Source organism: Chryseobacterium capnotolerans (genome assembly GCF_021278965.1).
Lineage (GTDB): Bacteria > Bacteroidota > Bacteroidia > Flavobacteriales > Weeksellaceae > Chryseobacterium > Chryseobacterium capnotolerans.
The window spans coordinates 3,234,416-3,260,242 of sequence record NZ_CP065589.1; the positions used below are offsets into that span (position 1 = coordinate 3,234,416).

At 33.7% G+C, this 25,827-nt stretch carries 29 protein-coding genes; 13 read left to right on the top strand and 16 right to left on the bottom strand.

Annotated elements, in window-relative coordinates; genetic code table 11:
- Positions 1 to 109: 109 nt before the first annotated feature.
- Positions 110 to 1,864, top strand: coding sequence for a hypothetical protein (locus H5J24_RS15450; protein ID WP_068942110.1), 1,755 nt, complete (start codon positions 110 to 112; stop codon positions 1,862 to 1,864).
- Positions 1,865 to 1,972: 108 nt separating this feature from the next.
- On the opposite strand, the gene cobC is transcribed toward H5J24_RS15450, so the two are convergent.
- Genes cobC through cobT form a run of 3 tightly spaced genes read right to left on the bottom strand, consistent with a single transcriptional unit; the run spans position 1,973 to position 4,368 of the window.
- Positions 1,973 to 2,527 carry an alpha-ribazole phosphatase family protein gene (gene cobC, locus H5J24_RS15455; RefSeq protein ID WP_068942107.1) on the bottom strand — a complete coding sequence of 185 codons (555 nt, stop codon included), beginning with the start codon at positions 2,525 to 2,527 and terminating at the stop codon, positions 1,973 to 1,975.
- Entirely contained in the window at positions 2,512 to 3,294 is a 783-nt protein-coding gene (locus H5J24_RS15460; RefSeq protein WP_082811119.1) for an adenosylcobinamide-GDP ribazoletransferase, read from the bottom strand. Before H5J24_RS15460 ends, cobC begins: the two co-directional genes overlap by 16 nt.
- Positions 3,295 to 4,368, bottom strand: coding sequence for a nicotinate-nucleotide--dimethylbenzimidazole phosphoribosyltransferase (gene cobT, locus H5J24_RS15465; RefSeq protein ID WP_317228590.1), 1,074 nt, complete (start codon positions 4,366 to 4,368; stop codon positions 3,295 to 3,297).
- A 285-nt stretch (positions 4,369 to 4,653) separates the two neighbouring features.
- Here cobT and H5J24_RS15470 point away from each other — a divergent pair, with 285 nt between their 5' ends.
- The 4 genes from H5J24_RS15470 (at position 4,654) to H5J24_RS15485 (ending at position 7,892) form a co-directional block, all read left to right on the top strand.
- A complete protein-coding gene (locus H5J24_RS15470) occupies positions 4,654 to 5,403 on the top strand; it encodes a nucleotidyltransferase domain-containing protein (RefSeq protein ID WP_068942103.1) in 750 nt (249 codons plus the stop codon).
- A 164-nt stretch (positions 5,404 to 5,567) separates the two neighbouring features.
- The gene (locus H5J24_RS15475; RefSeq protein ID WP_232815642.1) at positions 5,568 to 6,035 is read left to right on the top strand and encodes a hypothetical protein; all 468 of its coding nucleotides are present in this window, start codon (positions 5,568 to 5,570) and stop codon (positions 6,033 to 6,035) included.
- Positions 6,036 to 6,070: 35 nt separating this feature from the next.
- On the top strand, positions 6,071 to 6,802 hold the full coding sequence (locus H5J24_RS15480) for an ATP-grasp domain-containing protein (RefSeq protein ID WP_068942099.1): 732 nt from the start codon (positions 6,071 to 6,073) through the stop codon (positions 6,800 to 6,802).
- A gap of 28 nt (positions 6,803 to 6,830) precedes the next feature.
- A complete protein-coding gene (locus H5J24_RS15485) occupies positions 6,831 to 7,892 on the top strand; it encodes a nucleotidyltransferase domain-containing protein (RefSeq protein WP_068942097.1) in 1,062 nt (353 codons plus the stop codon).
- Between the two features lie 88 nt (positions 7,893 to 7,980).
- On the opposite strand, the gene H5J24_RS15490 is transcribed toward H5J24_RS15485, so the two are convergent.
- Positions 7,981 to 8,325 (bottom strand): TfoX/Sxy family protein, encoded by a 345-nt coding sequence (locus H5J24_RS15490; protein WP_068942096.1) that lies wholly within the window; start codon positions 8,323 to 8,325, stop codon positions 7,981 to 7,983.
- A 146-nt stretch (positions 8,326 to 8,471) separates the two neighbouring features.
- Here H5J24_RS15490 and H5J24_RS15495 point away from each other — a divergent pair, with 146 nt between their 5' ends.
- From H5J24_RS15495 to H5J24_RS15515, 5 genes are all read left to right on the top strand, one after another.
- Complete coding sequence (locus H5J24_RS15495; protein ID WP_068942093.1) at positions 8,472 to 8,990, top strand: DUF2975 domain-containing protein; 519 nt, start codon at positions 8,472 to 8,474, stop codon at positions 8,988 to 8,990.
- 1 nt (position 8,991) lies between these two features.
- Positions 8,992 to 9,195, top strand: coding sequence for a helix-turn-helix domain-containing protein (locus H5J24_RS15500; protein WP_045494476.1), 204 nt, complete (start codon positions 8,992 to 8,994; stop codon positions 9,193 to 9,195).
- Between the two features lie 198 nt (positions 9,196 to 9,393).
- Complete coding sequence (locus tag H5J24_RS15505; protein WP_068942091.1) at positions 9,394 to 10,266, top strand: ABC transporter ATP-binding protein; 873 nt, start codon at positions 9,394 to 9,396, stop codon at positions 10,264 to 10,266.
- 2 nt (positions 10,267 to 10,268) lie between these two features.
- Positions 10,269 to 10,757: an ABC transporter permease gene (locus H5J24_RS15510; protein WP_232815643.1), complete on the top strand. Its 489-nt coding sequence runs from the start codon at positions 10,269 to 10,271 to the stop codon at positions 10,755 to 10,757.
- A gap of 62 nt (positions 10,758 to 10,819) precedes the next feature.
- Complete coding sequence (locus H5J24_RS15515; protein WP_232815644.1) at positions 10,820 to 13,438, top strand: M1 family aminopeptidase; 2,619 nt, start codon at positions 10,820 to 10,822, stop codon at positions 13,436 to 13,438.
- A 177-nt stretch (positions 13,439 to 13,615) separates the two neighbouring features.
- Here the strand turns inward: H5J24_RS15515 and H5J24_RS15520 are convergent, their stop codons facing one another.
- The 12 genes from H5J24_RS15520 to H5J24_RS15570 form a co-directional block, all read right to left on the bottom strand.
- The gene (locus tag H5J24_RS15520) at positions 13,616 to 14,059 is read right to left on the bottom strand and encodes a DUF3768 domain-containing protein (protein ID WP_232815645.1); all 444 of its coding nucleotides are present in this window, start codon (positions 14,057 to 14,059) and stop codon (positions 13,616 to 13,618) included.
- Positions 14,060 to 14,091: 32 nt separating this feature from the next.
- Entirely contained in the window at positions 14,092 to 14,376 is a 285-nt protein-coding gene (locus tag H5J24_RS15525) for a hypothetical protein (RefSeq protein ID WP_232815646.1), read from the bottom strand.
- A 196-nt stretch (positions 14,377 to 14,572) separates the two neighbouring features.
- The gene (locus H5J24_RS25675) at positions 14,573 to 14,830 is read right to left on the bottom strand and encodes a M23 family metallopeptidase (RefSeq protein WP_082811113.1); all 258 of its coding nucleotides are present in this window, start codon (positions 14,828 to 14,830) and stop codon (positions 14,573 to 14,575) included.
- The gene (locus tag H5J24_RS26220) at positions 14,794 to 14,994 is read right to left on the bottom strand and encodes an SH3 domain-containing protein (protein ID WP_068942085.1); all 201 of its coding nucleotides are present in this window, start codon (positions 14,992 to 14,994) and stop codon (positions 14,794 to 14,796) included. Before H5J24_RS26220 ends, H5J24_RS25675 begins: the two co-directional genes overlap by 37 nt.
- A 275-nt stretch (positions 14,995 to 15,269) precedes the next feature.
- Positions 15,270 to 15,791 carry a hypothetical protein gene (locus H5J24_RS15535; RefSeq protein ID WP_068942083.1) on the bottom strand — a complete coding sequence of 174 codons (522 nt, stop codon included), beginning with the start codon at positions 15,789 to 15,791 and terminating at the stop codon, positions 15,270 to 15,272.
- A 30-nt stretch (positions 15,792 to 15,821) separates the two neighbouring features.
- Positions 15,822 to 17,000: an SH3 domain-containing protein gene (locus H5J24_RS15540; RefSeq protein ID WP_068942081.1), complete on the bottom strand. Its 1,179-nt coding sequence runs from the start codon at positions 16,998 to 17,000 to the stop codon at positions 15,822 to 15,824.
- 153 nt (positions 17,001 to 17,153) lie between these two features.
- The gene (locus H5J24_RS15545; protein WP_232815647.1) at positions 17,154 to 17,861 is read right to left on the bottom strand and encodes a hypothetical protein; all 708 of its coding nucleotides are present in this window, start codon (positions 17,859 to 17,861) and stop codon (positions 17,154 to 17,156) included.
- A gap of 2 nt (positions 17,862 to 17,863) precedes the next feature.
- Positions 17,864 to 18,226, bottom strand: a complete 363-nt coding sequence (locus H5J24_RS15550) for a hypothetical protein (RefSeq protein ID WP_232815648.1) — start codon at positions 18,224 to 18,226, stop codon at positions 17,864 to 17,866.
- A 151-nt stretch (positions 18,227 to 18,377) separates the two neighbouring features.
- Positions 18,378 to 19,970 carry a hypothetical protein gene (locus H5J24_RS15555; RefSeq protein ID WP_232815649.1) on the bottom strand — a complete coding sequence of 531 codons (1,593 nt, stop codon included), beginning with the start codon at positions 19,968 to 19,970 and terminating at the stop codon, positions 18,378 to 18,380.
- An 86-nt stretch (positions 19,971 to 20,056) separates the two neighbouring features.
- Positions 20,057 to 20,953, bottom strand: coding sequence for a hypothetical protein (locus H5J24_RS15560; RefSeq protein WP_232815650.1), 897 nt, complete (start codon positions 20,951 to 20,953; stop codon positions 20,057 to 20,059).
- Between the two features lie 12 nt (positions 20,954 to 20,965).
- A complete protein-coding gene (locus tag H5J24_RS15565) occupies positions 20,966 to 21,469 on the bottom strand; it encodes a DUF4280 domain-containing protein (RefSeq protein WP_068942075.1) in 504 nt (167 codons plus the stop codon).
- 28 nt (positions 21,470 to 21,497) lie between these two features.
- Positions 21,498 to 22,574 carry a hypothetical protein gene (locus tag H5J24_RS15570; RefSeq protein WP_141395648.1) on the bottom strand — a complete coding sequence of 359 codons (1,077 nt, stop codon included), beginning with the start codon at positions 22,572 to 22,574 and terminating at the stop codon, positions 21,498 to 21,500.
- Positions 22,575 to 22,907: 333 nt separating this feature from the next.
- Here H5J24_RS15570 and H5J24_RS15575 point away from each other — a divergent pair, with 333 nt between their 5' ends.
- Genes H5J24_RS15575 through H5J24_RS15580 form a run of 3 tightly spaced genes read left to right on the top strand, consistent with a single transcriptional unit; the run spans position 22,908 to position 25,768 of the window.
- Positions 22,908 to 23,216, top strand: a complete 309-nt coding sequence (locus tag H5J24_RS15575) for a MarR family winged helix-turn-helix transcriptional regulator (protein ID WP_232815651.1) — start codon at positions 22,908 to 22,910, stop codon at positions 23,214 to 23,216.
- Positions 23,213 to 23,347 (top strand): hypothetical protein, encoded by a 135-nt coding sequence (locus H5J24_RS25680; protein ID WP_283250725.1) that lies wholly within the window; start codon positions 23,213 to 23,215, stop codon positions 23,345 to 23,347. The genes H5J24_RS15575 and H5J24_RS25680 overlap by 4 nt, the downstream gene beginning before the upstream one ends.
- Positions 23,348 to 23,353: 6 nt before the next feature.
- Positions 23,354 to 25,768 (top strand): TonB-dependent receptor, encoded by a 2,415-nt coding sequence (locus H5J24_RS15580; RefSeq protein WP_082811109.1) that lies wholly within the window; start codon positions 23,354 to 23,356, stop codon positions 25,766 to 25,768.
- Positions 25,769 to 25,827: the final 59 nt, after the last annotated feature.

Sequence of the window (25,827 nt, forward strand, 5' to 3'; positions counted from 1 at the left end):
TATATTTGGTCATTACTCCCCGCTTTATAAAACTATAGGTAAAAGGAGTTCCTATAACACTTCACTTTTAATGAACCTACTCCTCACTTATTTTTTTAAAATTAAAACAATGAAAACATTACAATTATTCAATGCTGTATTGGCCAAAGAATCAAATGCAGAACCATTTATTTCTAATGACGGTTTTATTATTGAACCTGATGCAGTTTGGGCAAAAAAAGACATCATCTCCTATTATTCAAAAGAAAAACTGAATGGAAATGATTTGAATAAAACGTTCCATAAATCTTGGGAGAAAATAAAAAACACCTCCAGATTTGATTTGTTTCTTGAGCAGATCCAACATTATATTTCAACCTATGGAAGTGATTTCCAGAGCGAGATCTATATTCCTCAAGAAATATTGAATGTTCCTGATACCAAGTTGATCTTTAAAGTCATAAAAGCTTATACCGTAGAAGAAATGCAGGAAAAATGCCTTTCTCTTCTACAATCCGGAATCGCTTTGAAAGAAGAAACGATTGATGATCTGCTGTATATCCTGCATACGGAACTGGAATATGATTTTACAGGAAAAGAAAATATCAGAAATAAGGAAGCCATTATAAAAATAGCGGATCGATACGATGCTTACCCTGAAAATCCTGTTGAGTTTTTCCGTTATGTGATCTATAAGACCACCCAAACAACATTATTAATCAAAAATGATGAATTAATTGGTTTAATTAAACAAAGTAAATTCAACCCAACGTATCTGTTTGAAAGTTTTGGTATGGAAAAACTGGCAGAAATTTTCAACAGATTTAAACCGTTATTCCTTGCTTATAAAAACAGGGCTCCGAAAGCGATTAATAAGATTTCGAAACTGTCTAAAGTAAATCATAAACCATTAGTTTCGAACCCATTGAACAATGCTACCCATACATTACTGGAAAACAGTGATTGGCATTGGCTGGAAAATGCGACACCGTTTGCATTATTCAAAGCATTATCAGCGTGTTACTCAAGAATGTATGGTCAGGATACTTTTGTCTACAGAGTCAGAAACGGAAAATCATGGGTTAAAAAAGGGAAGGAAACTGATGTGAATCAATTCAACTATGAGTTTATTTTAGATTTTCTGAAACTGAAGTATGAACATATTTCCGGAAAGAAATTCTATTTCCCTAAGAATATAGAGTTTGCCCTTCCAACTTCTGAAAAAATGTTTGTTGGAAACATTCCTACCGGAACCCGTTTTTATGGTGATAGATTAGCCGTTGGTATCTATTGGGAAGACCAATGGGGTGCCCGTGATCTGGATCTTTCAGGACTGAATATTGCTGGAAAAATAGGTTGGAATGCCGCTTATAATTATGCTGACGGACAATTGATGTATTCCGGAGATATGACTTCTGCTCCTAATGGTGCTGTTGAATATCTTTACGCCAATAAAGGCTTGAGTACTCCAACGCTTGTGATGAACAACGTTTTCAGCGGAGATGCCAACTGTGGATATAAAATCGTTATCGGAAAAGGAGATAATATCTCTTATGACTATATGATGAATCCTAACCAACTCTTTGCGGAAGTCAGATGTAATTCTGTTCAGAAGCAAATGATTCTGGGAATGCTGCTGCCAAAAAATGAAAAACAATGTTTCGTACTATTGAATTTCGGAGCGGGTCATTCTCATGTTTCAGGAAATACGGAAGTATCTATGATGGCCACCAGTGCATTGTATCAGCAATGGTATGAAGCGATGTCCTTCAATGAGCTTATCAAAGAACTTGGAGCAGAGATTACAACAGAAAAAGCGGAAGCTGATTTTGATTTCTCTCTGGAAAGCCTGGAGAAAGATAGCTTTATAAAAGTTTTTAAATAAAAATGCGCTGTTCAAAAATTTTGAATGGCGCTTTTGTATATAGCAGATGATTTTATCTCTCGCAGATTTTACAGATAACGCAGATTTATTTTTAGATATTTATGTTTATTATCCATTTACTTTTTTGATGGAAAAATAATCATCTTTTGCTTCAATAATTACTTTCTTCCCATAATCAATCTGAATATTGAACATATTCTCTAATGGAAACTGCAGTACAGACTGAAGAATTAAACGAATGACACCAGCATGAGCAATAATCAAAACTTTTTCTATGTCTTCTTTAGTAACCAATTCATTCCAAAAGCTGAGGACACGAGTTTGCATTTCAAGGAGATTTTCTCCATCTGAAGCATTTACATTGATAAAATCTTTATACCAGGGATTGATCTCTTCTTCCGGAATCTCTGTCCATTTCTTCATTTCCCAGTTTCCGAAATTCATTTCCCGAAGTCTTTCATCGGTTGAATAATTCAATTTAAAATGTTCTGCCAAAAGACAGCAACGTTGTGCGGGGCTTGAAATCACTAAATCAAAATCATTATCCAGATGTAAACATTTAAAATCTTCCAGATACTCTTTTCGTAAAGGCATCTCAGCAAATCCATAGCACAGATTTCCCAGATTATCTACTGCGGTATGACGAATCAGATGAATTTCCATACGATCATAGTTCCTAAGTAAAACAAGACTTCTGTGACCTGCTGTACAGCCCCCAGACAATCTCCGGTGTACCCGCCAATATGTTCTTTAAAATACCAGCCCATACAGGTCTTTCCTAAATAAGCCAAGGCAAAAGCCAATACTAATCTCCAGTCAGGAATCAGGGCAAAAGAAAGTAAAACACTGATCAACCCAACCAGTAAAGCCGTTGCATCCAATGGTTTGTTTGCCAAAGGTTTTGATTTGCTTGCGTCAATATCAGTCACATACTCATGGGTATAAATCATTGTTCCTGAAATAAAACGGCTTGCAGTGTGCGCCAGAATAACAATTCCCAGAGTTTTCATCAGATCAACTGTTCCCAAAGCCTGAATACTGAAGAACTTTAAGGCAAACAGTAAAATGATTCCAATAGTTCCATAAGCTCCTACTCTGCTGTCCTTCATAATAGTAAGAATCTTCTCTTTTCCGTACCCGCCTCCGAAGCTGTCGCACATATCTGTGAAACCATCCTCATGAAACGCTCCGGTAAGAAGAACACTGCTTATCATCATCAAAACAATGCCTATTTCCAGGTTAAAAAGTTGAGTAGAAAGGTATAAAACCCCAGCATTAATCACCCCTACCAACAATCCAATCCAGGCAAAATACTTCTGAGATTTATTCATAATCTCGCTTGAATACGGAATGGTAAACGGAACCGGAATTCTGGTGAAGAACATCAGTGCCGTTGCAAAGTAGATCAGTTCATTCTTTATGGTCTTCATTTATTCTTTATTTGAAACATGAGCATCTTCAAAACTGGACATTTCATTCAGAAAGTTTACTGCACTTTGAATAAGCGGATAAGCTAATGCACAGCCTGTTCCTTCTCCTAACCTTAAATTAAGGTTCAACAGAGCTTTCTGCCCCAATAATTCAAGAAGCTGAAGATGGGCATTCTCATCACTTACATGGCAGAATATACAGTTATTCAATATATTCGGATTCTTTTTCGATGCGGTGGCGATTGCAACGGTGGCAATAAATCCATCTACCATAATCAGCATATTTTGACGGAAAGCTTCTTCCATTGCACCGATCATCTGGGCAATTTCCAATCCACCAAAAGTCATAGCAATTTCATCAGGAGTTTTGATGTCCGGATATTTCTCTATGGCTGCTGATAAAATATTGATTTTGTTCTGAAGCTGATCATCATTCAGTCCTGTTCCACGTCCTATACAACTTGCGACAGGAAGATCAAACAATTGGCTCATCATCAGCGAAGAAGCGGAAGTGTTTCCAATTCCCATTTCGCCAAATCCAATGATGTTGCAACCTGTTTCAGCAATCTCTGCCACTACCGAGTTTCCATTCTGCAAAGCCTTTTGATATTCTTCAGAAGTCATCGCTGGTTCCTCCAGAATATTACGGCTGGATTTTCTGACTTTATGATTGATTAAATCTAACCCTTCCGGAAAATCAAAATTTACCCCTGCGTCTACAATTTTAATCTCAATATTATGTTGTCTGCAAAATACATTGATGGCTGCACCACCCCCTAAGAAATTCATCACCATCTGATAGGTAACTTCCTGCGGATAGGCACTTACTCCAGCCGTTGCAATCCCATGATCGGCTGCAAAAACTACCATATGAGGGTTTGATAACTGTGGAGAAAGGGTATTCTGAACCATTCCTATTTTGTGGGCGAGATGCTCCAGATGTCCCAATGCACCTAAAGGTTTTGTTTTGAAATCAATTTTATGCTGTAAGTCAGTTGTCAACATGGTTGTAAAAATAGTTATGTTAAATAGAGAAAGTGCAATATTAGTGAAATAAGGGGTATTTTGGGTAATGGATACAAGGGATTAAAGAGAAAATAGATCATAGACGAAGAGATGAGAGACAATAAACCAGAAAAGGGAAATTAAAAACGATATTTTTGATTTGAGACTATTGAAACGTTCTGATAACCTTTAATTGAGTTTGAGAGTAGTAGGGTTTGGGAGTTTATATTGTAACAAAAATCTTATAACCCCGCTACTCTAATACTCTAATACTCTAATACTCTCAAACCCAAAACAACTACGTAATAACATTGCGCACCACCCACTTTACTTTGCAATATAAAATTGAAAACAATGACACCGAAAATACTAGAAAAAATAAAAGAAGTGGAGGCTGCACGAGGTGTGGAAGTCCTTCTTGCCGTTGAATCCGGGAGCAGAGCCTGGGGTTTTGCCTCACCGGACAGCGATTATGACATACGTTTTATATACCGCCATGAAAAAGACTGGTATCTTTCACCATGGGATAAGGATGAAACGATAGAATTTATGACAGAAGATGACTTGGATGGTTCTGGATGGGATCTCCTAAAGACTTTTCATCTTTTGCTTAAATCAAATGCTGCTTTATTGAGCTGGTTCTACTCGCCTATCGTTTACATGGAAAATGCAAAGTTTGTAGAGCTTTTCAAACCATTAGCGGATGCCTGCTTTTCACCAATAGCCGTTTCTTATCATTATTTAAGCATGAGCAAAAAATACCTGGAAACCTGCAGAGCTGATGAAGTGAAATTAAAAAGCTATTTTTATTGTCTGCGAACTGCTTTAACCGGAAAATGGATCATAGAAAAAGGAACGGTTCCGCCAGTATTGTTCAGTGATCTGCTTGTTTTAGTGGATGATAAAACCAGAACAAAAATAGAAAATCTCGTAGCCCTAAAAGCAACGAAAGGAGAAGCTTATTATCACCCGAATGATTGGGATTTGTTTGAGTTTTTGGAGAAAACCATAGCTTATAATGAGGAGAAGTCAAAGGATTTGAAAGGTGGAAATGCTGATAAGAAAGACATGGAGAGGGTTTTTAGGGAAATATTAGAGCTTTAAAGAAAGACAAATGAAAATATTTAATTTTTTCAGAAAGAAAGATATCAAAATTATTCTCAAAAAAAACTGAAAAAGCAGCTCCTCAAGGGAAAGAAAAAATACATGAATTTATTGAAAGATCTCAGCTCTTAAAAGAAGAAATAGGACTTGAAGTCCCTCTATCAGTGATTGAAACTTTCAAAAAGTATAACCTTCCTAAAAACAATTATTTTTATAGTATTTTTTGGTATGTAGATGATGATAGCTTTATCATTTTCTATACAGAAGCCTTTATTAAACTGGTTGTTACCAGATACAAAGAAATTCATGGACAGGATGTGGATTTGACTGAATTATCAGAGCAGCTTGACGAAGCAATTTACGAATATCGTATCAAAGAAAAATGTTTTGACAGAACTAATCCTGATTTTAGTTTCATCAATACATGTTATGAAGAGTTCAAAAAATCCGGAGAAGAATTAATTATCACCATGGATTTAGGACATTATGATCATCTCATCCTCAATAAAGAAGAAGAGGGTAATATAGCAGATAGTATTTCATCCTACACAACGACAGCAGGAATAAAATATAAAATCCTTACACAGTTTAGGCCTTTATCGGAAGCTATCAAAGAAGCTTTAAACATTTAGACAAAACACTATTAATCTTATTAAACAATATGCTCATGAAAAATATAATCGCGCTATCTCCTATGTATACTGAAGACAGCAACAATTTAAAAAAGGCATCCCTCAATTCCCCTTACGAACTGAGCCGTTTCAATGCAAAATGGAACGTTCCTGAGGAATTTCGTACTGATGTGATTGCGGTCTATGGTGAAGACATTTATTCAGAAATTGTAGCTGAACAATGTAATCTGACCTTAACAAAACCAAAGGATAATTGGCTTGCTGAAATTTCAGAAGAGTTTACCCAACGTAAAATTATCTATGGACAATTAAAAGACTTTCTGCAAGAAGAAGATATTTTCATTAAATGTTCTGATTTTAAAAGTTTTAAAGCTGGAGTTTATCATAAGCTGACGGATATCAAAGGTTTTGACACTGTAGATTTGAACTCAACGGTTTTCACCTCAGAAGTAGTAGAATGGGAACTTGAAGTAAGATGCTTTGTTTTTAATAATGAAATAAAAACATATTCTTCTTATTGGAGAAACAATAGCTTTGATACAAATCCATTATCTGAAAATGAAGAGCATGATATGTTTGAGTTTTTCAATCGCTTTATCCAGAAATATTCTTCAACATTACCCAATGCTGTTGTATTAGATTTTGGAATTATTAAGGGGCAAGGCTGGGCATTAATTGAAGCTAATCCGGCATGGTGCTCAGGATTATATGCCTGTGATGCAGAAAAAGCACTGGAAGTTGTTGTCAATAGCTGTATTAAAAACTAATTTAAAAATTATTATTTGAATAATTAAAATGACCATCCAAGACCTAAAAAATAAAAAACTCCTTCTCTTCGAAGCCATCTCCGGAAGCCGTGCTTTTGGGCTGGCAACGGAAACCTCAGATACGGATATCCGTGGAGTGTATTACCTGCCGAAGGAAGATTTCTTCGGACTGAGCTACATTCCACAGATTTCTAACGAGACGAATGATATTACCTATTATGAAATTGGAAGGTTTGTGGAGCTGTTGCAAAAGAATAATCCTAATATTCTGGAGGTTTTGGCAAGTCCTGAAGATTGTATTCTGTATAAACATCCGTTGATGGATCTTCTGAAACCGGAAGACTTTCTGTCTAAATTATGCAAAGATACCTTTGCCGGATATGCTATTTCCCAGATTAAAAAAGCGAAAGGTCTTAATAAAAAGATTCTGAATCCTATTGACAAAGAAAGAAAATCTATTCTTGATTTCTGCTTTATTCTGGATGGACAAGGTTCTGTTCCTTTGAAAAAATGGTTGTTAGAAAATAGAAAAGTTCAGGAAAAATGTGGGTTAACAGCCATTGATCATACCAAAGGAATGTTTGCGTTATTTTATGATGACTCTCAAACATTGGGGTATAAAGGAATCATCCAATATGAAGAAGCCAACCAGGTTTCGGTATCTTCTGTTCCCAAGGATGAAAAGCCGGATGCTTATCTGTTCTGTAACCTTGATGCCTACTCTACTTACTGCAAAGACTATAGGGAATACTGGAAGTGGGTGGAAGAACGCAATGAAGACCGGTACAATGTTAACCAAACACATGGACAGAACTATGACAGCAAAAATATGATGCATACCATCCGTTTGCTGCAATCGTGTGAACAGATTTTCAAAAGAAATTCTCTTCAGATCCGTGTAGAAAACCGGGATGAATTGCTGGATATTAAAGCAGGAAACTGGTCGTATGAAGCTGTTATGGAAAAAGCAGAAAACCTTATTGAATCCATTGAGCATCATCATTCCATCTCAACTCTTCCTGAATCGTCTGATCTGGATAAAACAACCAAAATCCTGGTTCAGATAAGAGAACAATTATATGGAAAGTAATGAATAATGAGTAATGATGAGTGGGAAGCTGCAACAGTGGTCGCCCACTCTCATACTCTAAAACTCTCATACTCTAAAACCCTCAAACTTACTTCTTCTTTGAAGCTTTTGCAATTTTGTTGTACTCCAGACAAAGTTTCATCCAATATTGAAAATCTTCAGGTTTTTGAAAACCGATAGGCTCCACATAGCAGTATTCCTTAAGTTGCTTCCCTCTCATAATCATAGGAAGAAAGCCTGTTTTCTCCGCAACTTCTTCTTCTTTTTCAGGGTTGTAGCGGCACATCAGATTGTCGTGACTGATATTAATACACATTTTATCATTCACCAGAAATGCCAGCCCGCCGAACATTTTCTTTTCCTCTACTTTAATATCATTCACTTGAGCTAACCACTCTCTCACCCGGTCAGCCAATTCAGTATTATAAGCCATAATGATAATATTTTACTATTAAAGATAAGAATTTCTAAGCTGGTTTTCAGATTTCTATTTACATGTTAAAATAAAATTTTATTTAAATTAATTATTGTTTTACGATAATTAATTATACATTTGCAATACTAATTAATGATCGTGACATGAATCAGACTAAACTTATTTCCCGTATTTTATTTTATATCTGCTCTGTATTGGCAGCCGGATACCTTATCATTGTACTGTATTCCCTTTTCTGTCTGGCTACAGGTTACTCTGTGGTGTCTTATGGAAACAACGGACAATATCTTCACATCAATTATCCGTTCACTGAGCAGCCATTTCTGAATATAGAAGATAATTATCCTTATATCATCTTTTCATTTATGTTGGTTTTAATTCCTTACGGGATCTTTTTCTGGCTTTCCGCAAAAGTTTTCAGGGTATTTTTCCAACCAAAACTCTTTACAAGAGAACATATAACACAACTTAAGAGATTTTACCTTTTTAATATTTTCATTCCACTTCCCCTGGTGATTATCGCGAGTTTCTTTGTGGAAGTAGAAAGTATTATCTGGGGCCTGGTGTTTATTCACTTTATGCTTGGAATTTTCTGTCTGTTTCTTGCGAATATCTTTAAGCAAGGGCTACATTTGCAAAACGAACAAGACCTAATTATTTAACATGCCAATTATAGTCAACTTAGATGTGATGCTAGCCAAACGAAAAATGCAGAGTAAAGAATTGGCAGAAAAACTGGGAATCACTCCCGTCAACCTCTCCATCCTCAAAACCGGGAAAGCCAAAGGTGTACGCTTTGACACCCTGGAAGCCATCTGCAAGATCCTGGAATGCCAACCGGGAGATATTCTGGAGTATAAAGAGTAGAGTTCAAGGTTTAAAGTTCTTAGTTTAAGGTTGTCACCCTTTCAATCGTTTGGTATTTGAAAGCTGAAAGTCTTATACATAATCTTCATTACCAATACTCTAAGTCTCTCATCTATCCGTCTATTATCTATCCGTCTCTTTAAACAACAGTAGTCCCCAACCGGATTACCAACTCTCCTATTACCCAAACTCATTATTATGAATACCTTATCCATCAACAACCTCAATCTTACGTATAAAAATGGTTTTCAAGCCATTGACAATATTTCCCTGGAAATCAATAACGGAATGTTTGGGCTGCTAGGCCCGAATGGAGCCGGAAAATCATCCCTGATGAAAACCATTGTAGGATTACAAAAACCCAGCTCGGGAACCCTATTTTTTAATGATGTTGATATTGTTAAAAAACCGGAATTTCTCAAACAAAATTTAGGATTTCTACCCCAGGATTTCGGAGTTTATCCAAAAATATCCGCTTATGATCTTTTGGAACACATTGCAATACTGAAAGGGATTACAGACAGGAACAACCGTAAAAAACAGATTCTGGACCTGCTTGGAAAAGTGAATCTTCTGGATTTTCAAAAGAAAGAAGTTCATACTTTTTCCGGTGGAATGAAACAGCGTTTTGGAGTGGCTCAGGCATTACTGGGAAATCCTAAAATCATTATTGTAGATGAGCCTACCGCCGGCCTGGATCCTGAAGAACGAAACCGTTTCAATATACTGCTGAATGATATCAGCCAGGATATTATTGTCATTCTTTCCACTCATTTGGTGGAAGATGTTAGAAATCTGTGCTCAGAAATTGCAGTCATGAATCATGGAAAAATCCTTAGAAAAGGAGATCCCAAGCAATTAATGGCAGAACTGGAACATAAAATATGGTCCCGCTCTATTGAGAACAATGACCTGGAAAAATATAACTCCCATTATGAGGTCATCAGCAGACAATTGATAGAAAGAAATCACCATATCACCATCTTTTCTGAAGAAACGCCTGAAGATTTCAAGCCTGCAAATCCCTTACTGGAACACTTCTACTTTTATACTTTAACGCAAAAGCCTTAGTCATGAATACTATATTTTATTTTGAAGTCAGACGCAATACCAAGCACTGGCTTACCTATTGTATTGCCTTAATTCTTATATTTCTCGGTATTTTTTGTGGGAATCAGTTCAACCTTTCTGTGGGAGAAGGAATCTATTTAAACTCACCTTATACCATTGGATTTATGACCGGAATGCTGAGTCTTTCCATCATTTTTTTTGCCACCATATACGCCTTACAGCTGTTGTTTAAGGAACAGGATTCCGGATTTGATGTCGTTCTGTTTTCATTTCCTCTTTCAAAACAGGCCTATCTGAAAGGAAAGTTCCTGAACTACTTTTTGCAGACCTTTCTAAGTTTTTCATTTCTAATGATTGGTTTTATCATAGGCCAAAGTCTCCGTACCGGAAGTGAGATGCAAAACGGATTTAATATCATTCATTATCTCTATCCGTTGTTCATTTTCGGACTGATTAATACGTTCCTGGTGTGCAGTTTCCTTTTTTTATGACTTTTATTTTCAGGAAAAAACTATTGGTGGTTATTGGTGGGTTGCTCCTGTATGTTTTGTACATGATTATTTTATTATTTTCCAATTCACCGTTTATGGCAGGAGCTATGCCTCAATCACTGGAAGTTCAGCAGATTTCAGCGATCCTTGATCCTTTCGGGCTGTCATCTTATTTTCTGAACGCAAGATTGCTTACTGTTGAACAAAAAAACGTACAAATTATTCCTATCACAAGCTATTTACTTTTCAACAGGATTTTTTATATCTTAATATCAATAGCTCTTCTGTGGCTTACTTTAAAACAATTTTCCTTCTCCAATATTGCAAAACAAAAGGTAAGAAAAACGATTCCCAAAAACGATTCCCAGCCTAAGTTTTTCAAATCAGAATATGCTGCTGTACAGCCTGAATATGGACGAGTGGCTATTATACAATCCATGATATCCTTTGCCAAAATAGATCTGATCTATCTGTTCAAAAGCATTACAGTTCCTGCAGTTTCTATTCTCTTGGTATTTGCTGTAGGGATGGAAATGTATGCAGAAATTGAAAAAGGGATCCGACTCCCACAGAAATATGCCAGTTCCGGTCTTATGGCCACCACTATATCGGAAAACTTTCACTTACTGGGATTACTCATCGTTGCCTATTTTCTTAATGATCTGTATTGGAGATCGAAATCATCAGGATTTTCGCTCATTGAAAACAGTACCTTTTTCTCAAGAAATAAACTAGCCGGACATTTCATTTCAATAAGTATTCTGTTGTTCTTCTTTACAGGAATTTTAATTGGGGAAGGTCTTATTTTTCAAGCTGCTTATCAGTATTTTCATGTGGATTGGAATGCCTATTCTGCGGTTTTCCTTTTCAATACTTTTCCATTGATTTTGTTTTCAGGGTTTATTCTGTTCATCAATGATAGAATTCCACATAAATTTATCGCATTAGGACTATCTGTTGCAGCTGTTTTTATATTTGCAGGTCCTGTTTCCGGCAAGATTCTTCCTTATCCGGTTTTAAGAATATTTTCAGACTTTAAAGGAAGTTACAGTGATTTTAATGGGTATGAAATCTATGAAAAAGCTTTTGGACAAAGACTTTTATTCGGAGCCGGAATTATTGCTTTATTGTGGTGGATTAATTCCTTTATCAAGTTTAAAAAAGTATCTGTTCTTCAATCTGCTTTTATTGTTATTCTACTTATTTCAGGCTTGATTTCCGGAAACTATTTTATGAACGGATATCTTCCTAAAGATGATGAAAAAGAACTCTTGAATTCTGTTCAATATGAAAAGAATTTCCGAAAGTATGAAAGCCTTCCACAGCCTGATATCACAGCTATTAAAACTAAAATCAAGCTATATCCATCACACAATTCCTATGAAATTAACGGCCATTATACCCTTAGAAACCAAACGAACCAGCCCATTGACAAAATTCTCATCAATTTTAATACAGATCTGAAGCTGGAAACTGCTGTTTTCAAATCGGATTCTGAAATCATAACGGTTACCGGAAATACCACCGAAGTTTTATTAGAACATGCTTTAAAACCTAATGGCACAGCTACTTTCGAGTTCAAAATATCTTATCAATGGTTCGCCGTAAACGGACATGAGTCTTTTAATGCCATTATTGAGAACGGTTCTTTTATGAGAATCAGCAGGTATTATCCAACTATTGGGTATCAAAAAGATTTTGAAATTCAGGATGAAAAACTCCGCAGTCAATACCGCCTGGAAAAATTAAAAGAAATAAAGAAGCCTGAAGCTCCTGAAGTCTTCAAAAAGGATTTTATCAATCTCGATATGACCATTTCCACTGAAAAAGATCAGACTGCAATAGGAACCGGTGATCTGGTAAAAAAATGGACGCAAGCTGACCGGAATTATTTTCAGTATCAAGCGAAAAATATTCCTTTCCGTTTTGCGGTTTCTTCAGCTGAATATGAAGTAAAAAGTATTCATTATAAAGGTATTGCTGTTAATATTTTTTACCATAAAAATCATTTTGAAAATGTAGATCATCTTCTGAAAAATGCTCAACTCACTTTGGATTACTGCCAACAGAATTTTGGAAAATATCCATTCAAAACCATCAATTTTGCTGAAATATCATCTTTCACCAGAGGTTTTGCAGCAACGGCTTACCCTTCTGCTATTTTCATGCCTGAGGATATGGTTTTTCACGCCAATATAACAGCTGATCAAAAACAGGATGTCATTAATGAACTGGCAGGACATGAACTCTCCCATCTTTGGTGGGGAAACAGCCAGATTAATCCTGATGCTAGAGAAGGTTCCGTAATGCTTACTGAAACTCTTACCATGTACACCGAAATGATGCTCTATAAAAAAATGCACGGAAAAGCCAAAATGATGGAAAGACTACAGGTTCACCAGCAAATCTACGATAACGAAAAAGGACTATCCGAAAATCTTCCTATTTACAGGGCAACCGGAGATGTTTCCCATATTTCCTATTCCAAAGGAGCTGTTGCCATGGTAACATTGAGCGACCTGATCGGGGAAGATAAATTAAATACGGCATTGAAAAGCTTCCTTATCCATAATCCGTATCCTAGAAAGCCAACTTCTTTAGATCTACTTAGGGAATTTTATAAAGTTTCTCCTAATGAAGCCAGCAGAAAAGAGATTGATCGGTTATTTAAAACTCCGTGATCTCCGAAGTCTTCATTATGACTTTGGAGATTTTATCCTGCTTTTATGAATATATCCTTCTTTTCCTTCTTTAGTTTTTACTAAAAGCCAAAAGATCAATAGCACTATAAGGATATTAAAAAAATGATTCTATTTGTTTGCATTTTTTGAATTTATTAAAGCTTTTTATGAACTTTATCACTTATATGCTTCCTTTTTCAAAATATAGGTTTTCTTTTTTCCATCTGTAAAACTCTTATCAATGTAGGGACATTTCCAAAAATATTTACTGCCATCAAAAGTAATTGTTCCAAAATCTTTGGTTTGTTCCAAAAACACCTGATTTTCAGTATTATCAAGTGCTTTCGAAAAATTCAAATGTATAGCAGCTTCTTTCCTTTCCTTTATTTCTAATTTATAAAATTCATATAGTTGGAACCCTGTCGCCTTATAGGTAACTGAATCTTTTGAGATTTCTAATATAATTTCATGAATATCTCTCCAGTCTTCACTATCTTCATTTAGGCTTAATGAATATTTTCCATACCAATTTTTAGAAGTGGAATTAACTTGTAAATTCAAATTATTCTCTTTTGAAGTTTTGTTATGTACCATAGAGTTTAACTCATCAATACTTATCACAATTTCTTCTCCTACTTCGATTTTTTTTTCTCCTATATTTTCCCATCTTTTTTAACATTATCAAATAGATAATACTTTTTTATAAATGGAAAAATGTAATCATTTTTTTTAATGTATTGAGGAGCAGTATACTCGGCTAGTCTGTAATAATCATTAATATTGGGTTCCAATTTCTTTTTTATCAACAAATTTATTTGTCGCAATTGTTCATTTGTTGCCCCTTCCTCAATCATAATATTATTTTTACTATCATAATTTTTCCATTCTTCCTGAAGGTTTTTATTCTTTGCAAGAAAGATAACAGAAAATTCTCCCATTTTGGAGTTTCTATAAAAATATGTTGGATAAGTATTATTAGGATCTAATTCATAAGAACTAAAAAATTTTTATCCAAAAAATTAGGAAGTCCATCACTAATCCCTAAAGACTTTGATTGTTCCTCATTTTTATTTTGCCCATTACATGATGCTAAGCAAAAAGTGATTAAAATTGATAGTATAATTTTAATATTTTTCATAACGTATTTCCTTTGTTATCAAATTTAGATTTCATATAATTTTCAGGGTTTATTCTGTTTTTAAGTTTACATTTATTCCCTCCGCTATAAATTTCATAATCAGTTCCAGCTTCTACATGAACGTGTCTATGTTGTACTTCTATATGCATAGCATTACCTGTACTTCCTGACAGACCAATAATTTCATTATGCTTTACCTTTTGTCCAACTTTAACATTTACCTTTGATAAATGAGCATAAAAATGATATACAATTTTTCCTTCTTAGTCTTTACTAAAAACCAATCTCCAGTATTGTCCAAAACATCAATATGTTCTCCTGATTTTACTTTTTGTAGAATCTCTGAGGAGGTATTTTTATCTTTTCTTAAATTGGTATAGCCATCTGGGTCAATTATATTTCCGTTTTGGGTATACAAACATAATTGAAGGTCATCAACAGGATTATGCGAATCAGATTTTTTTCAATTTCTTTATTATCACTATTTTCCTTATTACAAGAAAAAGTAGTTACTTTATATGAATCGCCCTCCTTTTTAAACTTTTCAATCTGTTCAGTAACTTCCCAATGGTACGTCTTGACTTTACTTAAATCACTGAATCCTCTAAGTACTTCTGTTACCTCTTTCCCGTTTCTAGTAAAAGTTACTTTTTGTTTTGTTTCAAATTTATTTTATGTTTATCGTTCTTTTAATTACTGAGGAGAGTCTGGAACGTCATCACTCGATTTTGCCCAACGTATTGGATAGCCATTTTTAGTTTCTTTTAAATCGGTACGTTCCATTTTTATCAAATCACTTTTTATATAATACTTATCTTTCTCTTTGTAAATAACCGCTAAAGGATCTATATCTGATTGTTTATTATCAAAAATATATAACTTATTGTCTATGGATTTGTAATTAATTTTATAATTAAATTGAATATCTCCACTAAATCCAAATTCATTATTGTCCTTAGAAATATTTATGTAGTAGTTTCCTTGTTTTTCGCTGTCAATATTATAAGGATAAAGCCAGTAAATACCATCCCAATTTATTTTTTGCTTTATCATTGGTTTCTTAGATAAGTCTTCTACTTTTTCTTTTTTAAATACTACATAATTTTTTGACTCTGTTGGGAGTTTTTCAGATGATTGATTAATTTCTTTCTGGTTATTTTTTTGGCAGCTAAATATTGAAAAAAAACCAATTAATAAGCCGATTAAATATTTCATAACTAATAGTTTCTTACTAATACATTACTTTTATTTTATCCTGCTTTTATGAATATATCCTTCTTTTCCTTCTTTTGTTTTTACTAAAAACCAATCTCCAGTATTATCTAAAACCTCAATATGTTCTCCTGATTTTACTTTTTGTAGAACCTCTGAGGAAGTGTTTTTATCTTTTCTTAAATTGGTATAGCCGTCCGGGTCAGCAATTTTGTTTAGAGAATATTTTTCTTTTAAATATTGTGAAATTTGGTTTATTTTAGAATTTGAAATTATATAACTTTCATATCCATCTGATTTATTTTCTTGTACCTTCTCTTTTATATTATTTTCTGTATCAATTAGAATATTCAAGTCTTTTTTTGAAATAATATAACCATTATCAGCAAGCAATTTAACTGCATTAAAGTCTTCTTGATGTATAGAAATATTCATTAAATCATTTAATTTTGAAACATCAACTTTATATTTAGTAATAAAATATTGTAACCAACTATTATCAATATAATATTGTACATCAAAAAAAGTTTCATTATTAATCAAGTATGATAAATTCTTATTGTCAAAATCTTCTATTAAAGGATTCTCATTCTCGTATAATTCAAGTTTTTGTTTAAAATTTTGAATTTCGGGGGACTTTTTAACTAAATCCTGAGGAGTAAATTTTATTACTGTACCTTCATTAAAAAGAGCTGAAAATTCTATATTATCTACTGGCCTACTTGATGTAATTATTTTATTTTTTTTATTTAAATTTCTCCATTTCTCTAATGTGATAATGTCACCTGAAATTGTTTCATCAACCATTACACTTTTACAATTATTTTTATCAACATAGAAAATAGTATAGGTTTCCCAATGAAATTGGCCACTGAAACCTGTTTTTATTCTGTAATATTGTTTATTATTATATTTTATTGTGTCTGTCATAAACGACAAATGTTGTCTACTTTTTGACAAAGAATCCACAAATTCACTCTGTTTTTGAACTTCAGGTAATGAGTTGATGGTCTTTATAGCATTATCAACTGAACATGTACTGTTTTTTGATTTTTGTCCATCACAGCTTGTGAAACAAAATAAAAAACTATATAAAAAAAAGAATATTTTGATAGTCTGCATCTTTTCTACAATCTTTTTCGGCTGATCATTTTTACATGATATGAGTAGAGATAAAAAAACTAAAGAAAACACTATTAAATTTTTCATCATCAATATCTTATATTTCTTTAAATAAAAAGTTATCTACTCTATTTTATTAACCTTCTTCATCTATTTCAAAAATTTTCATAAACAACATTCCTAATTCGTTTAAATAACCATTTTTTTCAACAATAGATGGATAATTCTTGCTAGAATTGTAAACTATTTTATTTTTTTTAATGGTATTTCATTATTTCCCGGATTAATTAAATAAATAGGGGTTCCTGAAATATAAAATTTATCTTCGGATTTTTCAATATAAATTGTCCCCATGTCATCTTCGAATGAAGAATTATAGATAATTTTTATTTTGTCTTTATTAATTGTTTCAGCTTTAATATTAGAATAACTTTCTTTACTTCCATCATCATCAATATTAATTGAAATATTATCTAACGATTTTATAATAATATCAAAAACTGTTTTAGCATTATCTCTGTTAATTGCTTCAGAATGATAATTTCCTTCCCATTCTTCCTTTTTTTCTAATCCTTGGTTTATATTGTTTGATAAAATATCACTTCTATAATATTTAAAGGTTTTCCCGCCATCTGTAGATGCTTTTATTAAGATCAGGTGATCGTCAGACCAATTAACTTGATATATTTTAAAATTTTCTAAAATAAGACTTTTGTATTCTCTTAAATTTTTATTTGAATCAATTTTTAATATCCCCAAAAAACTGTTATTATCATATATTTGATTATGAAAATAGGCTAAATAATTAATCTGAGGTGATAGTACAGGGGTTTCTATTTTATCATCACCAGGTGAAACTACTTTAACTATTTTTCCATTTGATTTATTGATTAATTCAAAATCACTAAAGTCAATTCCTTCACTGACTGAATTAGCTGAAACAGCATACATATCTAAGGATGGATAAAATCCCAAGTAATTATACCAAATTCCTCCCTGTTTTTTTTCTGTTTTATTATCATTTTCCCCCTTGAGTTGAAGTATTTTATTATTAATATCAAGAAAATAATTTCCTTTATCCTTTTTATAGGAGTTTGTTGAAATGAATTTTTAGTAATTTTTAATTTATTAAAAGCATCTTCGCTAATTTCTTGAATATTTAATTTTGGAAGTACATCATATTTATCTGAAAAGCCTATTGTTTCATATTTAGCTTCAGCAATATTAATTATCAATTTAGAATTTGAATTATCAATTTGCTTTTGGCAGCTAGTAAAGCCGAAAATTAGCAATAATAATAAACTTAACTGTTTCATTTTTCTTCTATTATTTTTATAATGTTTGTATTAAATTCTCCTGAGTGTAAGTGATCTTCATGGCCAGGGGAATAATTAGTCCCCTTTAGATTAGAATACCAACCTCCCTTACCTCGATAAATTTTTTCAAAATGGAAAGCTTTAAATGCATTTACTTTTTTTGTTCTAATACTTGAGTAGAGTAATATGCTGTATCAGCACAGTCCCCGTTAGGGTGTGTAACACTTGGGTAGCTTGTTGCATCTGCAAAACACATACCTGTACATAAAACATCCTCCCTTCCTAATTTAGCTAATGCTCCTATAAATCCAGCATAAGCATCAGGGTTGCAATATCGTCTTTGTGAACGTTGAAATGAGTATAAAATTTTAATATCATTTTTCTTATAATTTAAACTATCTTTCATTCTAACAAGTGGGACTTTTCCTTGCCCTTTACTATATTTTCTGTAACCATATTCTGTACCTGAAACACAAATGTCACCATTTGAATATTCATAAGCTGTCTTTGCATTTCCCCCTGAAGGATAACTATATGTATTTATATAGCCTTTTGGAATTGAACTTATCTTCTTTCCATTATTTCTCTTATCAACTGTAAACCAGTCTACAATACATATTTCATGTTCGTTTTTTTCTTTATCATGATACACATATTTATATTTTTTCGCATACTCTTCCTTAATTTTTTTAGGAATATGTTTTTCTATTGTTCCATTCTCATAAATGTGATAAGTTACTATATCTTTTGCATTTATCTTTTCATTTGTAGCATTATTTACACCACATTCAAATTTTTTAACTTTATGAGATTTGCCCAAATTTCCAACGTCTTCCAAAGCTTCCTCCATTTCCCAAACATATGTAGAACCCACAACATCATCGGGATATTCTTTTGTACCATCTTTCTTTATTTTATATTCATGCTTTTCTCTTTTAAATAAATCATTAGAATCATATGCGGCATTTGAACTATTATAAACAACATAATTTTTATTTGAAGCATGTTTCGTTGAATTAGGATAATTTACTGCAAGATATAAAGCTGTTCTACTGATTAATAAATTATCGAATTTTTTTTGCTTAAAATGTTTTTCTACAAACTCTAGCTGTTGTTCCGCAGTCAATGACATTAGGTGAGTTCGTGTTGTACCAATATCTGATGCAGCTCCTTTACCAAATTGAATTAATCCAATGTATTTATTGGCCTTACTTTCATCAGGATCTTTTCCAAAAGTTCCAATTTTAGGACTAAAGCTATATGCTGATTCTAATGCTATGATTGTCATTAACCAATTTGCTCCTTCAAGATCCTTTTGTGGAAGGCCTAAATTCTTAGCAATTTGTACAACTTTCTTCCTAAACTCACAACTTACTTTTCCACCCCAAACAAGATCTTTATATTGTTCTTTACAAATACAACTAGTAGGAGTTTTCCCTTGCTTCGGTTCTTTCACAGCCGTTGCACTATCCCCACTCTCCACCTTTGTAGGCTCAGCATCCGCACTCACAGGCATCACCGCTGATTTTACAGAAGTATCATTGTGTATTACTTCTATAAAATAATCCTGTCTACTGTTGTCAGTACCGAAGCCTTTTGCTTTGTCAAACATCTGTTTTGTAAGCTGTACTCCTATAAAATTAGTATCACTTACCAATACATAATCTTTTTCATAAATCAAATCATTAGTCCACTCGAAATTATCCTCTTCCCATATCTTTATCTTTATTTTTTTATTCTTCATATCTTTGGCCGTAATCTTTACGACTACAGTTGTTCCTACTTTTGAGGAATGGAGCCTGTTACCATTTCCATCTACAAATTCGGCACTCAGTATCTTTCCTTGTGGATCATCACTTTTTTTCCGCCTGTGGTGACTGGGAATTTTGCTGAATTTCCATCAGGTTTAGGTTTCTCTGGAGTAGGAGGTGTTTTAGGCTTTGCTGGTGAGGGAGTATGCCCTTTAGGAGCCTCTCTTTTTCTTGGAGGTTCTGGATTATAAGTAGGGTTAACTACATTAATATTAGGACTTGCTTTTTGTATATGCTTACTAACCACATCAGCCGTTACGTAATATTCATGAGTGGGTCCCTCACTTTTATCACCTGATGCAGTTCGGGCATTAGCAATCAGTACAGCCATCGTGTAAAAAGGTAATCTGAAAACAGCTTCTGCCATTCCTTTTTCATTCACTCTGCTAAGAACAGGGACTGGGTTTATTTTATTCAAAGCATTTACTGTAGGGTTGTGTCCTTCTCCCTGTGCATCATCTTCCCAAAGGGTAAAAGCAATATTCATCCCGAACATTTCTACACAATAGGCTCTTGCAATAATGGTATCTTTATAGCTTAACTTTTTACCTTTTGGAATAGGTTTATAGTTAGCGTCCAGAAGTTCCACCCTGGTTATTTTAGGTTCTTTAGCCCGTTGTGGATGGACAATAAGTTCTCCTTTATCGTTTCCTTGTTGTACGACAATCTTTATCCCTTTATGCAGCAAACTTTTCTGTCCGAAAATATAAGGAACCATTTGGCCTTCTTTATCGCTTCCTCCTTTTCTCCATCCTGTTTTGGTTTGTACCATCACTTCCCAATGTGCTTTGGGTACTTGCAGAGGATTTTTAATAGGTTGTAAAGGATTCAGCCAGCCATTGATTGCAGCAACAGAATACATTTCCTGTTTTCCTATCACAGGCTTGTCATTTCCGATGATTGTTAATTTTCCCATATTTGTGTGTGTTTATTCGCAGATGTTTACATCTTCTTCCTGTTCATCCTGAAATTCTTTGTAATTAAGCAGTGGATTTATATTCTGTTGCTCTTTAGGGTCTTCATTTCTGACATTCCGCTTAGTTATCTCCGCAGTTTGTCCATGTTCTTTTATGGTGATTTTTCCTCCTGTTGTACACATGAGTTCAGAAAGTTCCGTGACACAACTTTTGTTCATGACTTTAGTTTTCTCATAGGTTTTTTGCCATTTTCCAGCAGGAGCAAAAGCACAAGGTAAATAACCGCCTGAACTTGGTTTCAGCTTGCACTGCCCAAAGCTAGGGCCAGATGGTGTGAATTGTAGATCATCTTCCGTAACGGCTAAATAATCTGCTTGTCCTTCTTTGTTATTCCAATAATGTTTTTGGTGCGAGGTTACTTTAAACTGTGGAAATTGATTCCCTTGATTACACTGGGCTTTACCTTTTTGGATCACGAAATATTTACCATCGTGAGGGGAAGTATTTTCTGACATCGTATTGTGATTTTGGTGTTTTTCAAATCTAATAATTATTTGTAATTCTTTCTAATAAAAAATCTTCTCTCTGGATATTTTCATGCCCGAAATATTGAAATTCTGCTTCAATTTTATACAATAATAAATTCTCTCTGTTAAAAAAATATTCAGCAAAATGTTCACAATCTATAGGCTTTTTTCCTATATCTGTCTTATCATCAAACCTGGAATCTGTAAAGTATAGGTCTTCCAGATTTCGACTATCAGAAGAAATTCCTTTTTGCTGAAGCCTTACCCGTTCATCATCTACAATATCTTTTGCCATCAAGGTATTTTGAAATTCAAACCTTATCGGCTGAGCATCAAAAATCCAGGGACAAAAATCATAATATACATTTGAGTCCGTCCAGTTCCCTAATTTAGTCCTATACAATGTCCCAAACATAAAAAAGCTAAATAATGTGCTTCTAAACTTTTGAGAAAGGATTTCTGAATTTTCAATGATACCTTTCATCTTTTCAATATAATCAGAGGAATATTGATCTGGGAAGAAGTTCTTTATGGAATTCAATTCAGAAACAATATCTTCTGTTTTCTTTGTCAGTACTATATCAATAAGTTTTCCTTCAGGATCTATACCATATCGAATTGGATAGATAGCCTCTATACACATCTTTGCAAGAGTACCCATTTTCGTATCTGAAGCATCCTCATTTTTTCTAAAGTCAAATACTGAAAAGAGAAAGTGATAATACCCATTTTTAATTCCTTCAAGATCTAATCTTACTTTGTTTTCATACTTTGCAAGGATTGTATCATCAGAATAGGTAGTCTGGGTAATTTGATAAGTTCCTTCCCAAAGTTTAAAATCAAAAGGGAATTTTCCTTTAGTTGGGAAATCATAAAAGCTTTGATTATGGTCTCTGATTTTTTTGTTGAGCTCAAGGATTTCAGAAGATGATGGGATATACAATTTCATTCCCTGAACAATATCACCATCAAAGCGTTCAGAGAAAGAACAATGCTGATTGTTATATTCCTTTAAATATTCCGGGTTCTCTAGTTGTATCTCATGACAAAGGTCAACAAGGGATTGTCCTTCTTTTACATAATAAATTATCATTGGGATCTGTGTTTTTATGATACAATAATAAGTAAAATTGTTCAGCAAAAACATAGGTATTTTCCCCATAGTTTGAATTAATATTTCTTCGTTTCTTTTAAATTGATTATGATATAAAAGTTGTAATTCAATCTATTTATTTAGCTGAATTTATTTTATTTAAATTACTTTCATTCATTGAAAAACGCCTATACATCGACAAAAAAGAGCAAATCTATCAACAGTTTTTAATTTTCTAATAAAAATATTTTCAGAAAGTTGTAACGAAATAAAAACTACAGCAACCAATTAGTTGATATATCAATAATTGATAAGTCATTTTAATTTAAAAATATGGGAAAATTAAATTCAATTATATTCTACAATATAGATAAAGCGATCAGAGCCTATAGAAACTATGCACAACGCCAAATGAAAGCCCATGGTTTTAGTATAACCATCGATCAGTGGTTGATTATCAAAGCAATTCTGGAAAACCCCGGAATTACCCAGAATGAAATTGGTGATCTTGTTTTTAAGGACAATGCTTCTGTGACAAGAATTATTGATTTAATGGTAAAGTCTGAGTATATCAAAAGACATGTACATCCTGATGACCGTAGAAAAACCAATCTGGAAGTAACAGATTCCGGAAAAAGGTGATCAAAGAAGTTCAGAATATCGTTGAAAACAACCGTGAAATTGCCTTAAAAGGAGTTTCAAAGGATGAACTTGAAATGATGTATTCCGCTTTGCTTAAAATTTCAGAAAACTGTCTCAACCCTAAAAAGTAAAACACTATGGCCAGAATATTTTCACTCTCATTGACCTGGTTGCTATTGCTGTTTACCAGCGTACTATCAGCCCAGACCATGCAGAATTTCTCCTTATCAGGGAGCATAAAATCAGATAAAGCAGAACAGATGGAGATCAACCTTCTGGACGCTGACAATAAGTTAATTAAAACAGAGATTGCAGACTCCAATGGAAAATTTGGTTTCAATGACCTTAAAGGCGGAACCTATCATTTAAAGATCAGTAGAAACGGCTCTGAGGTATATCATTCGGATACTATTTCATTAGCTGATAACACTACTCTTCCTTCTATTGATCTTGCTGTAAAATCTATTGAAGGGGTAACGATCACCAAAGCCAAACCTATGATTGAAAGACAGGATGGTAAAATGATTATGAACGTAGAAAACAGTATTGCCAGCACCGGAAACTCAGCCTTTGAAGTATTAGAAAAAGCTCCTGGAATCGGTATTGACAATAATGATAACATCAGCCTCCGGGGAAAATCGAATCTTTTAATCCAAATTGATGGTAAGAATACGCCAATGACAGGAAGTGACCTGGCCAATTACCTTAAGGGCATTCCGTCGTCTACCATTGATAAAATAGAATTCATCACCAACCCTTCATCAAAATATGATGCGGCAGGATCTTCTATTATCAATATCAAACTTAAAAAAGAGCAGAGAAAAGGGACAAACGGAAGTATCTCCACATCCTTAGGAATGGGTAAATATGTAAAAAACAATAACAGCATCAGTATCAATCACAGAAACAAGAAGATCAATATATTCGCTAATTACAGCTTTGCTTACAGAGAAGCTTACAACGGGCTGGTTCTGGATAGAAATTTTTATGAAAACAATAATTTTAAAAAAGCTTATATACAGGATAACTATCTGAAGTTCAAATTCAATAACCACATTGCGAAAGCTGGAATGGATTACTATATGAATGATAAAAATGTATTAGGGTTTTCCATAGGACTTGTTTCCAATAAATTCAATCTTAATGGTGACAATTTCAATACAACTCTGGGCAGTAATCGTGCTCCTGAGAGTACTTTTAATACTCAGAATACGTCTAATGATAACTGGACCAATGTCTCCTTTAATCTCAACCATAAATACACTATTGATTCTTTAGGCTCGGAAATTTCTACCGATTTTGACTACATCAACTATTCCAATTTTTCTTTACAGAATTTTGAGACAAGAACCCATCAGATCATCGGCAATACAGACCAATTTGATATGATGAAGGGAGATATGAATGGAAAACTGAATATTTATTCATTAAAATCAGACCTTACCAAAAATTTCAAAAACGAATGGAAGCTTGAAAGCGGAATTAAGACCAGCTTTGTAAAAACAGATAATGACATGAAATTCTTTGATGTTGATAATGGTATTTTAAAACCTGATCTTAGGAAAACCAATCATTTCATTTATGAGGAAAACATCAATGCTATTTATGGAAACGTTTCTAAAAAATGGGATAAATTTAAAGCTACAGCTGGTTTAAGGCTTGAAAACACCAATGTAAAAGGAACACAGCTTGCTACTAATCAGGTGAACAAACGAAACTATACTCAATTGTTCCCTAGTGCTGTATTATCTTATGATTTGACAGAGAAAAGCAATCTGGAAGTGAATCTTAGCAGAAGAATTACGAGACCTAGTTACAACCAGTTGAATCCCTTCAAACTCTATCTTGATCCCACAACCATGAGAGCAGGAAACCAGGACCTGAATCCGCAGACGACAATGAATTATGAACTTACTTACAGTCTCAGCAATAAATATTTTGCGACATTAAGCTACAGCAGAACTTCAGATAATATTACAGATATTCTGAAACCCATTTCTGAAGATGGCCAAAATGTAACAGTACAGACTTTTGAGAATCTGAACTCAGTATCCTATTACGGATTATACCTGATTGCTCCTGTGAAAGTAACCAAATGGTGGGATATGAACAACAGCGCCAACTTTTATTACGGTTCCTACACCGGAAATGTTTCCGGAACACAGATCAACAACAAAGGAAACTTTACATTTAATATCAACAGCATCAACTCCTTCAAATTAGGAAACGGATTCACGGCAGAATTAACCGGAAATTATAAAGCTAAAGAAGTATATGCTTATCTGAACGTAAGCCCTAATTGGTACTTAAATATCGGTGCCCAGAAGAAGTTTAAAAACAACAGTACCCTGAAATTCTCCTTTACAGATGTATTCTTTACAAGCAATATAAAAGGGCAAACAGTTTATAATGATTATCTCGAAAACTTTGCCGTGAAAAGAGATACCCGTGTGGTAACACTTTCCTACACTTACAATTTTGGTTCTTCTAAAAATGGACAACCTAGAAAAACAGGAGGAGCAGATGATCTTAAGCAGAGAGCGGGAAGCTAAATTCTGTTCAGCTGTTGGAAAAATGCGAAGACGCAAGGAATTTTATACCCTTACTTTGT

What these genes read in the sequence shown, in the direction of transcription:
- H5J24_RS15500 (WP_045494476.1), top strand. Translation starts at nt 8,992, where the DNA reads ATGCCAATTATAGTCAACTTAGATGTGATGCTAGCCAAACGAAAAATG.
- cobC (WP_068942107.1), bottom strand. Translation starts at nt 2,527, where the DNA reads ATGGAAATTCATCTGATTCGTCATACCGCAGTAGATAATCTGGGAAAT.
- H5J24_RS15450 (WP_068942110.1), top strand. Translation starts at nt 110, where the DNA reads ATGAAAACATTACAATTATTCAATGCTGTATTGGCCAAAGAATCAAAT.
- H5J24_RS15480 (WP_068942099.1), top strand. Translation starts at nt 6,071, where the DNA reads ATGAAAAATATAATCGCGCTATCTCCTATGTATACTGAAGACAGCAAC.
- H5J24_RS15545 (WP_232815647.1), bottom strand. Translation starts at nt 17,861, where the DNA reads ATGTATGCTGTTTCAGCTAATTCAGTCAGTGAAGGAATTGACTTTAGT.
- H5J24_RS15535 (WP_068942083.1), bottom strand. Translation starts at nt 15,791, where the DNA reads ATGAAATATTTAATCGGCTTATTAATTGGTTTTTTTTCAATATTTAGC.
- H5J24_RS15505 (WP_068942091.1), top strand. Translation starts at nt 9,394, where the DNA reads ATGAATACCTTATCCATCAACAACCTCAATCTTACGTATAAAAATGGT.
- H5J24_RS15510 (WP_232815643.1), top strand. Translation starts at nt 10,269, where the DNA reads ATGAATACTATATTTTATTTTGAAGTCAGACGCAATACCAAGCACTGG.
- H5J24_RS15490 (WP_068942096.1), bottom strand. Translation starts at nt 8,325, where the DNA reads ATGGCTTATAATACTGAATTGGCTGACCGGGTGAGAGAGTGGTTAGCT.
- H5J24_RS15470 (WP_068942103.1), top strand. Translation starts at nt 4,654, where the DNA reads ATGACACCGAAAATACTAGAAAAAATAAAAGAAGTGGAGGCTGCACGA.
- H5J24_RS15525 (WP_232815646.1), bottom strand. Translation starts at nt 14,376, where the DNA reads ATGGGAGAATTTTCTGTTATCTTTCTTGCAAAGAATAAAAACCTTCAG.
- H5J24_RS15555 (WP_232815649.1), bottom strand. Translation starts at nt 19,970, where the DNA reads ATGAAGAATAAAAAAATAAAGATAAAGATATGGGAAGAGGATAATTTC.
- H5J24_RS15495 (WP_068942093.1), top strand. Translation starts at nt 8,472, where the DNA reads ATGAATCAGACTAAACTTATTTCCCGTATTTTATTTTATATCTGCTCT.
- H5J24_RS15565 (WP_068942075.1), bottom strand. Translation starts at nt 21,469, where the DNA reads ATGTCAGAAAATACTTCCCCTCACGATGGTAAATATTTCGTGATCCAA.
- H5J24_RS15515 (WP_232815644.1), top strand. Translation starts at nt 10,820, where the DNA reads ATGATTATTTTATTATTTTCCAATTCACCGTTTATGGCAGGAGCTATG.
- H5J24_RS15485 (WP_068942097.1), top strand. Translation starts at nt 6,831, where the DNA reads ATGACCATCCAAGACCTAAAAAATAAAAAACTCCTTCTCTTCGAAGCC.
- H5J24_RS15460 (WP_082811119.1), bottom strand. Translation starts at nt 3,294, where the DNA reads ATGAAGACCATAAAGAATGAACTGATCTACTTTGCAACGGCACTGATG.
- H5J24_RS15575 (WP_232815651.1), top strand. Translation starts at nt 22,908, where the DNA reads ATGGGAAAATTAAATTCAATTATATTCTACAATATAGATAAAGCGATC.
- H5J24_RS15580 (WP_082811109.1), top strand. Translation starts at nt 23,354, where the DNA reads ATGGCCAGAATATTTTCACTCTCATTGACCTGGTTGCTATTGCTGTTT.
- H5J24_RS15570 (WP_141395648.1), bottom strand. Translation starts at nt 22,574, where the DNA reads ATGATAATTTATTATGTAAAAGAAGGACAATCCCTTGTTGACCTTTGT.
- H5J24_RS15560 (WP_232815650.1), bottom strand. Translation starts at nt 20,953, where the DNA reads ATGGGAAAATTAACAATCATCGGAAATGACAAGCCTGTGATAGGAAAA.
- H5J24_RS15550 (WP_232815648.1), bottom strand. Translation starts at nt 18,226, where the DNA reads ATGAAACAGTTAAGTTTATTATTATTGCTAATTTTCGGCTTTACTAGC.
- H5J24_RS15540 (WP_068942081.1), bottom strand. Translation starts at nt 17,000, where the DNA reads ATGATGAAAAATTTAATAGTGTTTTCTTTAGTTTTTTTATCTCTACTC.